This window comes from Pokkaliibacter plantistimulans, from assembly GCF_003194385.1.
In the GTDB taxonomy this organism is placed as follows: Bacteria; Pseudomonadota; Gammaproteobacteria; order Pseudomonadales; family Balneatricaceae; genus Pokkaliibacter; species Pokkaliibacter plantistimulans.
In genome coordinates this window covers 17,180-30,473 of the sequence record NZ_LAPT01000108.1, presented here as the reverse complement: position 1 = coordinate 30,473, position 13,294 = coordinate 17,180, and the positions used below count along the sequence as shown (strand labels likewise).

Genomic DNA, 13,294 nt, shown 5'->3' with positions numbered 1-13,294 from the left:
AACGTGGTGGGTTTACACAGCTAAGTGACGCCTCACCAGCACTCAGGGTGGTGCTTTGTACACCCCGATTGACCAACGCTGAAAACGCGTTTTCCACTTCTTCCGTTGCATGCAGTACCGCTTCACGATAGGCCGCCAACGCCTCGGCATCCCTGCCCCTGGCCAGATCAATCTGCGCATTAATGCGGCCGAAATCAAACAGACGCCAGCGCAATCCCAGCACACCTGACGACTGACTCGCTCCGCCAGAGAGCAGATTGCCACTGGCAATGGCCGTGGCACTGCCCAGCATTCCACTCAGGGAAAAATGGGGGTAATAACCAGCCATCGCTTCGCCAATACGGGCATTGGTTGCTGCCAGCCGACGCTCCGCCACTATCAGGTCAGGGCGTCGCTGCAGCAGTTCAGCCGGAGAACCCAGACCTGTCAGTGATGGCGTGGCAGGAATCGGTGCCGGTACAGCCAGTTCAGACCGATGGGATCCCGGAGGCGCCCCCACTATGACGTCCATGGCATTCATCGCCACATCAAGGTTGGTCTGCAGCACAGGAATACTCGCCTGAACCTGAGCCAGCGCCCCCTCTGTCTGCCGTAGCTGATACTCTGCAGCAAGCCCTTTGGCATACAGCAGCTCCACTTTCGCCAACAGATCCTGCTGAGTGGTTACCTGCTTTCGGGCAATGTCGAGCCGGGCCTGCAGACCCCGGACGGTGATATAGATGTCTGCCGTCTGGGCGGCGACGGCTAGCCTCGCCGCCACAGCTCCGGCGCGGGAGGCCTGATAGTCAGCCAACGCCGCCTGCCGTCCACGGTGCAGCCCACCGAACACATCCACTTCCCAGCTGGCGGTCAGATCAGTCTGATAGGCATTTCCCCATCGGTCGTATCCTGGCGTAGCATTAAGCACCTGCCCAAGCGGGGTCTCTGCTGACTGGTAAGCACGAGCTGCGGAACCACTGGCATCCGCCGCAGGTAGCAGGGCTGCATTTGCCGCCCCAAGCCCGGCACGGGCCTGAGCGACACGCGCCTGCGCCTGCGCCAGATCCAGATTCTGCTCAAGTGCAAGGGAGACAAAGTGCGTCAACATGGGGTCGTCAAATGCCTCCCACCAGCTGACCAGCTCAGCGGCAGACAGGCTGCCATCTTGCCGGAGCGCTTCCTCTGCGGCGTAATGAGTCAGAACTGGCGCCTCCGGGCGATGATACTCCGGGCCAACCGAGCAGCCAGCGAGCACGCCGGTGTATAGCAAAAACATAATAGAGCGACGAGGGAGCATGATGATCCTTGGACTCAGGCTAGGCAGTGACCATAATATGAAATGGTCACTCGTTGTCAATCCATAAAGCTGAAGGTAAGCTGACCCAATGACTAATTCACCTACCCCCATAACTCCCCAGCGAGGCCCCACGGACCACGATGTCCGGGATCAGATCGTTCAGGCAGCGACCGAGTACTTTGGCCGCTATGGCTATGAAAAAACCACCGTTTCTGATCTGGCGAAAGCCATCGGTTTCTCCAAGGCCTACATCTACAAATTTTTCGACTCCAAGCAGGCTATTGGTGAGGTGATCTGCGGCAATCGCCTGCAGATGATCATGACCACGGTCGATGACGCCATACACAGTGTACCCTCTGCACCGGAGAAGTTACGCCGTATGTTCCGTGCCCTGGTGGATGCTGGCAGCTACCTGTTCTTTCATGACCGCAAGCTCTACGATATCGCGGCCACCTCAGCAAGCGAGGCCTGGCCATCGCTGCAAGCCTACGAGAACTACCTTAAAACGCTGGTATTACAGATCATCCGCGAGGGCCGTGAAGCCGGTGATTTTGAACGTAAGACCCCGCTTGATGAGGCAGTCAACGCCATTTATCTGGTCATGCGCCCCTACGTCAACCCACTGCTGCTGCAGCACAACCTCGACCATGCCACAGAGGCCACCGGCCACTTGTCCAGTCTCATTCTGCGCAGCCTGGCACCGTAATGATCTTGCGTCATAACGATTCCACATAGTGACCATTGACTAAATTGGTCACATGAAAAAGAATGGGGACACTATTTCTTCGTGAAGAAGGGTTCCCATGCTTCAACGCCATCTTGCCTCCTGTCTTTTCTGCCTGTTGCCGCTTACCCCAGTGGCATTCGGTGATGACTCCGGTGCCGACCCCCGTACTGAGCCGCCACTCGTCCGCGTCGTTCCTGTGCAAAGCTCTGCCACAACCTCACGTTCATTCACCGGTGTCGTTGCAGCCCGGGTGCAGAGTGATCTCGGCTTTCGTGTCTCCGGTAAGGTACTGGAACGCCTCGTTGATACCGGCCAGTCAGTAAAACGCGGCCAGCCTCTGATGCGCATGGACCCTGTCGATCTGGGGCTGCAGGCGAAAGCACAGAAAGAAGCCGTCGCGGCAGCACAGGTGCACGCCAGACAAACCGCTGACGATGAAGCCCGCTACCGCGATCTGGTCGCTGCCGGAGCGGTGTCTGCTTCGGCTTATGGCCAGATCAAAGCGGCTGCCGATGCAGCTCGGGCCCAGCTAAAAGCGGCAGAAGCTCAGGCCGGCGTTGCCGGGAATGCCACCAGCTATGCTGTACTGGTGGCCGATGCGGATGGGGTCGTGGTTGCGACACACGCAGAGCCCGGTCAGGTCGTCACAGCCGGACAGCCGGTGGTCCGTCTGGCACGGGCCGGACAACGCGAAGCCGTAGTGTACCTGCCCGAGACCCTGAGACCTGCGGTCGGATCATCCGCTCAGGCAACACTGTACAGTGATCCGCACAACACCCTGCCCGCCCAGCTGCGTCTGCTATCTGATGCGGCAGACCCGGCCACGCGCACCTACGAAGCCCGATATATCCTTGAAGGCGCGCAGGCACAGGCGCCATTAGGCGCAACCGTTACGGTCGCCATTCCTACCCGTAGTACCGCTGCAGCCGCCTTCGAGGTGCCAATTGGGGCACTGTTTGACGCAGGCTCCGGGCCGGGAGTCTGGGCTGTCGCTGGCGACCCGGCCAGAACGGAGTGGCATCCTGTCAGGATACTCAGCCTGTCCGACGAGGCGGCGCAGGTAGAAGGCCATCTGACCCTCGGTACACAGGTAGTCGCTCTTGGTGCCCATCTTCTCAAGGAGGGCGAGCAGGTCAGAACGCTTAGCGAAGGAAGCGACTCTGTCGCCGGAGGTCGCCCATGAACAGCGGGCGCTTCAACCTCTCCGCCCTGGCAGTGCGTGAGCGGGCGGTCACCCTGTTCCTGATACTGCTTATTTCCGGGGCCGGTGTGCTGTCGTTTTTAAAGTTAGGCCGTGCCGAAGATCCGGCCTTCACGATCAAAGTCATGACCATCGTGACAGTCTGGCCGGGCGCGACCGCGCAGGAGATGCAGGATCAGGTCGCGGAGAAGATTGAAAAACGCCTGCAGGAGCTGCGCTGGTATGACCGCGCAGAAACCTACACCCGTCCGGGGCTGGCGTTCACCACCTTGACGCTGCTGGATAGCACACCGCCATCAGAGGTACAGGAGCAGTTCTATCAGGCACGCAAAAAGGTGGGGGATGAAATACCCGACCTGCCACCGGGAGTAGTGGGCCCTTTCATCAACGATGAATACTCCGATGTGACGTTCGCCCTGTTCGCTCTGAAAGCACCGGGCGAAGCCCAGCGTCATCTGGTGCGTGATGCCGAGGGCCTGCGTCAGCAGCTGCTGCATGTGGCGGGCGTGAAGAAGGTCAACATCATCGGTGAACAGCCTGAACGTATCTATGTCGAGTTTTCCCACGAGCGCTTGGCCACACTCGGCGTCAGCCCGCAGGCCATCTTTTCGGCACTGGCCAGCCAGAACGCCCTGACCCCGGCTGGCTCCATCGAAACTCGCGGCCCGCAGGTGTTTGTCCGCCTGGACGGCCAGTTTGATGATCTGCAGAAGATCAGAGACACACCTGTGGTGGTACAAGGCCAAACACTGAAGTTAGCAGACATTGCCAGCGTCACCCGCGGCTATGAAGACCCGGCCACCTTCCTCGTCCGCAGCGGGGGTGAACCCGCGCTACTGCTGGGTATCGTCATGCGTGACGGCTGGAACGGGTTGGATCTGGGCAAAGCGCTGGATAGCGAAATCAGTACAATCAACACCGCACTGCCAGTCGGTATGAGCCTGACCAAGGTGACGGATCAGGCGGTGAATATCAGCGCCTCGGTTGATGAGTTCATGATCAAGTTCTTCGTCGCACTGCTGGTAGTCATGCTGGTCTGCTTTATCAGTATGGGATGGCGGGTGGGCGTGGTGGTAGCCGCTGCCGTGCCACTCACACTGGCCGCCGTGTTTGTAGTCATGCTTGCCACCGGCAAGAACTTTGACCGGATTACCCTCGGCTCGCTGATCCTTGCACTTGGCCTGCTGGTGGACGATGCCATCATCGCCATCGAAATGATGGTGGTAAAAATGGAAGAAGGCTTCAGCCGCGTTGCCGCCTCGGCTTATGCCTGGAGCCATACTGCCGCCCCCATGCTATCGGGGACGCTGGTCACCGCAGTCGGCTTTATGCCCAATGGTTTCGCCCGCTCCACCGCCGGTGAGTACACCAGCAATATGTTCTGGATTGTCGGTATCGCCCTCATTGCCTCCTGGGTGGTAGCCGTCGTCTTCACCCCCTATCTCGGGGTGAAGCTGTTGCCTGACTTCAAGACCATCGAAGGCGGCCATACGGCGATTTACAATACCCGCCGCTATAACCAGTTCCGTCGAGTACTAACACAGGTGATTACGCGGAAGTGGCTGGTGGCGGGCACCGTGGTGTGCCTGTTCACCCTGGCTGTCGTTGGGATGTCAGTGGTCAAAAAGCAGTTTTTCCCCATCTCTGACCGCCCCGAGGTAATGGTCGAAGTGCAGATGCCCTACGGCACCTCAATTCTCCAGACCAGCGATGCCGCCGCCAAAGTAGAGGCCTGGCTGAGGAGGCAGCAGGAGGCGCGGATTGTAACCGCCTACATCGGTCAGGGTGCGCCACGGTTTTTCTTCGCCATGGGGCCCGAGCTGCCTGATCCATCGTTCGCCAAAATCGTAGTGCGCACCGACAGTCAGGAAGAGCGCGAAACGCTGAAGCTCCGCCTGCGTCAGGCCATCGCTGACGGCCTGGCTCCCGAAGCCCGACTGCGTGTCACCCAGCTGGTGTTCGGCCCCTATTCGCCCTTCCCGGTGGCCTACCGAGTGTCCGGCCCTGATCCGCAGGTGCTGCGTCAGATTGCGGATAAAGTTGAGCAGGTCATGAACGCCAGCCCGCAGATGCGCACCGTCAACACCGACTGGGGTGTACGTGTGCCAACACTGCATTTCACCCTGCAACAGGACCGCCTGCAGGCACTTGGCCTGAGTTCCGCTGCGGTGGCGCAGCAACTGCAGTTTTTGCTCAATGGCATCCCCATCACCACTGTGCGGGAAGACATCCGTACCGTGCAGGTGCTGGCAAGGTCGGCGGGCGGCTCCCGGCTTGATCCGGCCAGCATCGGTGACTTCACCGTGACCGGTTCCGAGGGGCAACGCATCCCACTGTCGCAGATAGGCCGTATCGAGGTGCGTATGGAGGAGCCCGTGATACGACGGCGTGACCGTGTGCCAACCATTACGGTGCGCGGTGATATTGCCGAAGGCTTGCAGCCGCCCGATGTCTCGACACACATTACGGCCCTGCTTGCCCCCATCGTGGACACGCTGCCCCGCGGTTACCGAATCACCGAAGCGGGCTCCATCGAAGAGTCAGGCAAGGCACAGACGGCCATGCTGCCGCTGTTCCCCATCATGATTGCCATCACGCTGCTGATTATTGTGCTGCAGGTACGTTCCCTGGCGGGGATGGTCATGGTCTTTCTGACCAGCCCGCTCGGCCTGATTGGCGTAGTACCGACTCTCCTGCTGTTCCAGCAGCCCTTTGGTATCAATGCGCTGGTGGGCCTGATTGCACTGTCGGGCATTCTGATGCGCAACACGCTGATCCTCATCGGACAGATTCGTGAAAACGAACAGGCCGGGCTCGACTCCTTTCAGGCCGTCGTAGAAGCCACTGTGCAACGTGCCAGACCGGTCATCCTGACGGCGCTGGCAGCCATTCTGGCCTTCATTCCGCTGACCCATTCGGTGTTCTGGGGAACGCTGGCTTACACCCTGATTGGAGGCACGCTGGCCGGGACAGTGCTGACGCTGGTTTTCCTCCCTGCCATGTACGCCATCTGGTTCAGGATCAGGCCTGCCGCTCGGCAGCACTGATCATCGCAATCTACCTTCATCACTCAAAGGAACAGCCATGTCTTCCTCTACAGTTGTTGTCGTCACCGGTGTGTCATCCGGGATTGGCCGCGCCACTGCGCAGAAATTTGCCGAAAAGGGCTGCCGGGTGTTTGGCACCGTGCGCAGCATTGCACGCACTCATGATCTACCGGGAGTCACCCTTATCGAGATGGATGTCCGTGATCAGACCTCTGTCGAACGCGGCATCCAGAGCATCATCGATCAGGCCAGGCGTATTGATGTACTGGTCAACAGTGCCGGGGTAACCCTGCTAGGCGCCACGGAAGAGACCTCGGTTGCAGAGGCTCAGGCGCTGTTTGACACCAATCTGTTCGGCGTCCTGCGGGTGATCAGGGCTGTACTGCCACAGATGCGAGAGCAGCGCGCCGGGCGCATCGTCAATGTCAGCTCTGTACTGGGCTTCCTGCCAGCGCCGTACATGGCACTCTACTCGGCCTCCAAGCATGCAGTTGAAGGGCTGTCCGAGACCCTCGATCACGAAGTGCGCCAGTTCGGTATTCGCGTTGCGCTGGTTGAGCCTTCCTTCACCAAGACCAGTCTGGACCTCAATGCACCGGTGACAGCCGCCACCATCAGGGACTACCAACAGGAGCGCAGCGTGGTCGCGACGGCCATTCAGGAGAATGTGCAAAAAGCTCCGAAACCCGAGGGTGTCGCCACCACCATCGTCGATGCCAGCCTGGGTGCCTGGAAGATGCGCCATACCCCCAAAGGCGAAGCCTCTCTGCTAGCCAAGTTGCGCCGCTTTATGCCTGCCGGTCCCGTCAGCAAGGGACTGCGAAAAACCTTTGGCCTGGCCTGATCATGCCAACCTCAACCAGACCTCAGATATGAGTAACCGTTAACGGGAACGCTTTATGACTCATGCACATCATGCCTCGACAACCGCGGCGCCCCCCGCTACGACCTCACCCTGGCCGGTGTTCTGGGTGGCCAGCGTGGCGGTATTTCTGGTGGCGATGGACGGCACCATGCTGTTTGCCGCCTTCAGCGCCCTGCATGCCGGGTTTCCACAGGCGACAGCGGCTGATTTGTCGTGGGTTATTAACGCCTATACCGTCGTCTATGCCGCGATGCTGATCCCTGCCGGAGGACTGGCAGATCGACATGGACGCAAGAGCGTCTTTATCGTGGGCGTAGTGCTTTTCCTGCTGGCTTCCGTGGCCTGCGGGCTGGCAGGTACAGTGCAATGGCTGGTAGCAGCAAGGGTAGTGCAGGCCACGGGCGCGGCGCTGCTGACACCGGCATCGCTATCACTGGTGCTGGGCGTCTTTCCGGCGGACAAGCGCGCCATCGCTGTCAGTCTGTGGGGCGCGGTAGGCGGTCTGGCCGCCGCAGTCGGCCCCAGCCTGGGTTCATTCGCCATTGCTGCGCTAGGCTGGCAGTGGGCATTCTACCTGAACGTCCCTTTGGGCCTGTTCTCTGTCTGGCGTGGCATCAGGCTGTTGCAGGAGTCGAGACAGTTCAGTGCCCAGCGCCCGCTGGATGTTGTGGGCATATGCCTGCTGGTTATCGGTGTTGGCGCACTGGCGCTGGCGGTCGTGCAGGCCGACTCCCCTGACTGGTCCCGTCAGGCACTACTTGCCTCTTCCGCTGTCGGCTTGCTGGGACTGACTGGTTTTATCGCGTGGGCGCGATTCGCTGCAGCACCACTGGTAGACCTGAACCTGTTCCGTAACCCTACCTATCGCTATGTGAATCTGGCCACCTTCAGCTTTGGCATTGCCTTCGCGATGATGTTCTTCGCGTTCTTTTTCTACATGAATGCGCTCTGGAAATACCCCTTACCGCTGGCGGGTCTTGCCATGGCACCGGGCCCGCTGATGGTCATTCCGGCAGCGGCTATCTCCGGCCGGATAGCCAGCCGTCGTGGCCATCGACCGCTGCTAGTGACAGGCTGCCTGATCTATGCCTGCAGTGCCCTCTGGTTCTATCTGGTTCCAGGCGTAGAGCCTGCCTACCTGACGCAATGGTTGCCGGGCATGCTGCTCAGCGGTATTGGCGTTGGCATGGTCATGCCTTCGCTGTCGGGCGCAGCGGTCAGCCACTTACCTACAGAGCATTACGCCGTCGGGGGTGCGGTCAACCAGGCTATCCGCCAGATCGGCTCCGTCATTGGCGTCGCGCTGACCGTTCTGATACTGGGCAGTGCCAGCCTGCAGCGCGCCAGCTTTGACGCCATTTATCTTTGCCATATGGGTCTGGCGCTGCTCACTGCGGTGATGTGCCTGCCGGTCAGCACTTCGCCAACGGCTATTCGCAGCCTCCGTACAGCGCCGCCGGATTTCGCCAGACAGCCTGAGACCTGACAGACGCTCCTTACGTATTGCATTCACTGCCCCCGACCTACTGATTACGGAGAGTTACCATGCGCACCCCGCCCTGCTCTGATTGGCTGACGCAGCATGAAGCCGCTTGTTTACGCGTGATTGCCGGCGGGGGGCAACCTGGCATCACCCCGTTTGAGCAGCTGGAAGGAAAGACAGGAAGAGAAATTCTGGAAGATATTATGATGGGTGCACTGCCCTATCCGCCCATGAATGACATCATGAACATGACACTGCTGGAGGTAGGCGATGGCTATGCCCTGTTTCAGGGCATTCCGCTACCACAGCATTACAACCCGGCGGGCACAGTTCACGGTGGCTGGTTTGCTACACTCGTCGATTCTGCTCTGGGCTGCGCTGTACAAAGCACACTGCCCCCCGCGCGGACCTATGCCACAGTCGAGCTGAGTACCCATATTGTCCGCCCGGCTTCTCACAGGACAGGCCCGCTACGAGCCTCCGCCCGCGTCATTCATGATGGCCGCCTGCTGATTACTGCTGAGACTCGTGTTGAAGATGAAAGTGGCAGTCTGTATGCCCACGCAACGGCGATCTGCATGCCGCTGGACCGGCCCCTGTCCGTCAGCAAGGAACCGCATGGCACAGAGTGAAAACACAGCAGAGATTACAGGCGGCACTCCTGATAGGCCGCCTTGCTTTTGCCACCGGGCAGGATCACCAGCATGGTCTCCACATCGCGCCCGGCATCGTGACTCAGGCTGATCTCCAGCCCGCTGGAAAACCCCAGCAACAGGCCGTGATCAACACTTGCGTAGCGCTGCAGATAGCCCGCTTCCATATAGGCAGGCAGGTACTGCCGATGCGGAAAGTGCACGCCCTTTTCGCCCTGTAAGGTGCGCTCCTGCGGCATGACAGTTTCAACCAGCCGCCAGCGGTCATCGCCATCATCAAAGAACACCTTGTAGCTGCAACCGTCATCGAAGCTCAGAAACAGACAGCTGCAGTTGTTCTGGCGTCTGCCATCCAGCCAGTATTCCCTGGCGAGAATGGACGTACAGCTTCTCATCGCCCTTCCCTCACTAAGTTCATATAGGTTTACCTGTCGCTTGGGTCATCAAACTGCAATAGCAGAACGGCGACACCCTGGCGTCCAGTGGCGTCACCAGAGTGATCAGGGTTTGAGCAGCAAAGGTCGCGCCAACTCAATGGCTTAGCACGATAGTCAGCACCGCCAGCCCTGGCGGCAGAAACGACAACGCCAGCCTGATCTGCATCAGGCTGGCGTTGGGCGGCGCGCGGGTGGGGTTACAGCGAGGCCATATCGATCACAAAGCGATACTTCACATCGCCTTTGATCATGCGTTCATAGGCTTCGTTGATCTGATCCATGCGGATCATCTCCACGTCACAGGTAATGCCGTGTTCAGCGGAGAAATCCAGCACTTCCTGAGTTTCCTTCATACCACCGATCATCGAGCCGACCAGTTTGCGGCGTTTGCCGATCAGGTGGAAGCTGTGAATGGCGGGCTCGTCCAGCGGCTCCACCTGACCGACGATGATGTGGGTACCATCCACTTTCAGGCAGGCCAGATAGGGGTTGTAGTCGTGCTTGGTGGGCACGGTATCGAGCATGAAGTCGAAGCGCTCGTACGCGGTTTCCATCTGTGCCGGATCGGTGGAAACGATCACGTGATCCGCGCCCTGCTTTTTGGCCTCGGCCACCTTGCTGGCGGACCGGGTGAAGATGGTCACCTCAGCCCCCAGTGCCCTGGCGTATTTGACGCCCATATGGCCCAGACCACCCATACCGATGATGCCGACCTTGTCACCGGCCTTGACGCCATAGTGCTTCAGCGGTGAGTAGGTGGTGATACCGGCACAGAGAATCGGTGCTGCTGATTTGATATCCAGCGCATCGGGGATTTTCACCACGAAGTGCTCAGTCACCACGATGGTTTTGGAGTAACCGCCGTAGGTGGGCAGGTTGTCGCTGTGGACATGGAAACCGTTGTAGGTCGGCGCCATGCCATTGGCGCAATACTGCTCCAGATCCGCCTTGCAGGAAGCGCAGTGACGGCAGGATTCCACCATGCAGCCCACGCCGACCATATCGCCGACCTGGTACTTCTGCACATCACTGCCGACCGCGCTGACACGGCCAATGATTTCGTGGCCGGGCACCATGGGGAAAACCGAGTTGCCCCATTCGTTGCGTGCCTGGTGGATATCGGAATGGCAGACACCGCTGTAGAGAATGTCAATGGTGACATCGTCAGGCCGCGCATCCCGACGCTCGAAGGTAAAAGGCTTCAGAGGGCTTGTGGCCGATTCGGCTGCGTATCCCAGCACATTCAACATAATCAGTACCTTACAGTCTGGTTCAGGGGAGAGCGAAGCGACCTGAACAGTATGGAGTGCTCAGTCACCTCAGTCAGAGCATGCTCACGAGCTCGTCACCCTCTCAGGTCTGGTTCGCGAGATCGTGTTCAGTTTCTTAGGAGTGCCTGATGCGGATCAGGCGAGGACGCTACTATGCCGCCACGGCCCCCGGCAGCGCATGTCAGATCCTCGGGGATACTTGCCTATTTCTCCTGACCTGTCTGGGGTGGCGCTGCTTTTTGCCCCAATAGTAGTCAGAATCTCCGCCTACCCTGCACAACCAGACGAGGCCATCGATGACGACTGCACGCCAGCCCCTGGACAATTGCTCCTTCAACGCGCCAACCGATGACACTGCCGCCGCGATGGCAACTCTGACCGCAGAGAGTGCCGCAGAGATCGCCCATATCCCCGCCTGCCGGGAAGATCTGGTGCAACTGCTGCAACCGCTGATCCGGCAGGAAGGCTTTCAGTCCACCGCCGTCGACGGTGTGCATGTGGTCAGTTCGATCTACGGTTGCCAGCGCAATCCGATGATCTACGATCCGGGTATTTTCATCGTCGCGCAGGGGCGCAAGATCGGTTACCTCGGCGAAAACCGCTATCACTATGACCCCGGTAACTATCTGGTGCAGACCCTGCCTCTGCCGTTCGAGTGTGAAACCTTTGCCTCGCCGCAGATGCCGATGATGGGGCTGGCGGTGCTGATTGACCCGGTGATGCTGTCGGAGCTGGTGGCGCAGATGGGCTACAGCCATCACCCCGAGCAGGCGGATGTGGAGCCGATGGCCTCGGTGCCGATGAATGCCTCCATGCATCAGGCGGTGCTGCGCCTGTTACAGACCCTCAATGATCCGCTGGAAGCCAGAGTGCTGGGCAGTGCCCGGGTGCGTGAAGTGCTGTATGAAGTGTTGCGCGGCCCCTGCAGCGGGGCGTTGCTGCAGCTGTTACGCCAGCAGGGCAACTTCTCCCGCATCGTGCATGTGCTCAGCTATCTGCACCGGCACTACAACCAGCCGCTGGAAATCGAGCAGCTGGCGCGGGAGGCCAATATGAGCCTGTCGACCTTCCACCTGCATTTCAAAAACGTCACCTGCAGTTCACCGCTGCAGTACCTGAAGCGCATCCGTCTGCTCAAAGCCCGCCAGCTGATCATGCAGGGTGAGAACAACGTCAGTACCGCAGCCATGGCAGTGGGCTATGAAAGCCCGTCACAGTTCAGCCGGGAATACAAACGCTATTTTGGCGCGGCGCCCCGCAGTGAGCGGGTCGGCGCCTGAACGCAGGAACAGCCCATGGCCTGCGAGCAGCAGCCCGTCAGTCGGTGTTCAGGCTGCACCGCGTGAACCTGTTACGCCAGCCTCCCCCGCTTCGGCGGCTACCGGCGGCGGCATCTGCATCTGCCGTGACTCGCCCATCAGAAAGGCGCGGTTATCGTCCATGCTCTGCTTGAGGTAATCCCACAGCACAGTGATCCGTGCCAGCCGCCGCCGGTCTGCCGGGGCAGTCAGCCAGAAGCTGCGCACCAGATCGATGTCGTTCTCCAGCAGCGACACCAGACTGTCGTTTCTGGCCGCCAGAAAGCACGGCAAGATGGCCACGCCGAGCCCCTCACAGGCGGCAGTGTACTGGGAGATCACACTGGTACTGCGAAAGCTCGGCAGGCTGTCCGGAATGATCGAGCGCATGTAATTCAGCTCATCGGTAAACAGCAGGTCCTCGACATAGCTGATCAAAGTATGGCGGGCCAGATCACGGCGCTTGCGAATCGGCGGGTGCTGCTGCAGGTAGTCGCGGCTGGCATACAGCCTGAGCCGGTAGTCGCACAGTTTGGCCACCACCAGACTGGCGTGCTCCGGGCGTTCCACGGAAATCGCCAGATCGGCTTCATTACGGTTGAGATTGACGATCCGCGGCAGGGGCATCAGATCGACATTGATGGCGGGATAACGCAGGCAGAAATGAGCCAGTTGCGGAGCGATGACAAAGTGGCCGAAGCCCTCGGTCGTGCCCAGGCGTACGTTACCGTACAGCTGGCGATTTTGCCCGGCGGCCTCTTCCAGCGCCTGATTGACGAACTGCTCCATCTGCTCGGCACGCTCCAGCAGCTGGGCCCCTGCCACGGACAGGGTGTAGCCCTGGGCATCACGCTCAAACAGCTGGGTCGACAGCCGCTCTTCGAAGCGGCGGATACGCCGTGACACAGTGGAATGATCAAGACCAAGACGACGGGCGGCATCCACCAGACGACGACAGCGGGCCGTTTCCAGAAATATGCGCATATCATCCCAATCCGACATTTCACCTCCTCAGAACCCGCTCACACCCCCTCCG

11 protein-coding genes are annotated in these 13,294 nt (G+C 59.8%); 7 read left to right on the top strand and 4 right to left on the bottom strand.

Translation table 11 applies throughout. The features are described from left to right. A partial coding sequence (locus WH50_RS20385) for an efflux transporter outer membrane subunit (RefSeq protein ID WP_110189109.1) occupies positions 1 to 1,276 on the bottom strand: 1,276 nt, incomplete at its 3' end. 88 nt (positions 1,277 to 1,364) lie between these two features. Between WH50_RS20385 and WH50_RS20380 the strand changes: the two genes are divergently transcribed. The 6 genes from WH50_RS20380 to WH50_RS20355 all read left to right on the top strand — a co-directional run bounded on the left by WH50_RS20380 (position 1,365) and on the right by WH50_RS20355 (position 9,231). Further along, the gene (locus tag WH50_RS20380) at positions 1,365 to 1,982 is read left to right on the top strand and encodes a TetR/AcrR family transcriptional regulator (protein ID WP_110189106.1); all 618 of its coding nucleotides are present in this window, start codon (positions 1,365 to 1,367) and stop codon (positions 1,980 to 1,982) included. Positions 1,983 to 2,079: 97 nt separating this feature from the next. Continuing rightward, positions 2,080 to 3,186 (top strand): efflux RND transporter periplasmic adaptor subunit, encoded by a 1,107-nt coding sequence (locus WH50_RS20375; RefSeq protein WP_110189105.1) that lies wholly within the window; start codon positions 2,080 to 2,082, stop codon positions 3,184 to 3,186. Further along, positions 3,183 to 6,251: an efflux RND transporter permease subunit gene (locus WH50_RS20370; RefSeq protein WP_110189104.1), complete on the top strand. Its 3,069-nt coding sequence runs from the start codon at positions 3,183 to 3,185 to the stop codon at positions 6,249 to 6,251. Before WH50_RS20375 ends, WH50_RS20370 begins: the two co-directional genes overlap by 4 nt. A 37-nt stretch (positions 6,252 to 6,288) precedes the next feature. After that, complete coding sequence (locus WH50_RS20365; RefSeq protein WP_110189103.1) at positions 6,289 to 7,095, top strand: oxidoreductase; 807 nt, start codon at positions 6,289 to 6,291, stop codon at positions 7,093 to 7,095. Positions 7,096 to 7,150: 55 nt separating this feature from the next. Next, positions 7,151 to 8,602, top strand: a complete 1,452-nt coding sequence (locus WH50_RS20360; RefSeq protein WP_110189102.1) for a DHA2 family efflux MFS transporter permease subunit — start codon at positions 7,151 to 7,153, stop codon at positions 8,600 to 8,602. A 59-nt stretch (positions 8,603 to 8,661) separates the two neighbouring features. Then, positions 8,662 to 9,231, top strand: a complete 570-nt coding sequence (locus WH50_RS20355) for a PaaI family thioesterase (protein ID WP_110189101.1) — start codon at positions 8,662 to 8,664, stop codon at positions 9,229 to 9,231. A 14-nt stretch (positions 9,232 to 9,245) separates the two neighbouring features. On the opposite strand, the gene WH50_RS20350 is transcribed toward WH50_RS20355, so the two are convergent. Further along, a complete protein-coding gene (locus WH50_RS20350) occupies positions 9,246 to 9,647 on the bottom strand; it encodes a hypothetical protein (protein ID WP_110189100.1) in 402 nt (133 codons plus the stop codon). 239 nt (positions 9,648 to 9,886) lie between these two features. Next, entirely contained in the window at positions 9,887 to 10,939 is a 1,053-nt protein-coding gene (locus WH50_RS20345; protein WP_110189099.1) for an NAD(P)-dependent alcohol dehydrogenase, read from the bottom strand. A gap of 317 nt (positions 10,940 to 11,256) precedes the next feature. On the opposite strand from WH50_RS20345, the gene WH50_RS20340 reads away from it, so the two are divergent. Further along, the gene (locus tag WH50_RS20340; RefSeq protein WP_243410194.1) at positions 11,257 to 12,240 is read left to right on the top strand and encodes an AraC family transcriptional regulator; all 984 of its coding nucleotides are present in this window, start codon (positions 11,257 to 11,259) and stop codon (positions 12,238 to 12,240) included. Positions 12,241 to 12,288: 48 nt separating this feature from the next. On the opposite strand, the gene WH50_RS20335 is transcribed toward WH50_RS20340, so the two are convergent. Next, positions 12,289 to 13,260 (bottom strand): LysR family transcriptional regulator, encoded by a 972-nt coding sequence (locus WH50_RS20335; RefSeq protein WP_110189098.1) that lies wholly within the window; start codon positions 13,258 to 13,260, stop codon positions 12,289 to 12,291. Positions 13,261 to 13,294 lie beyond the last annotated feature (34 nt).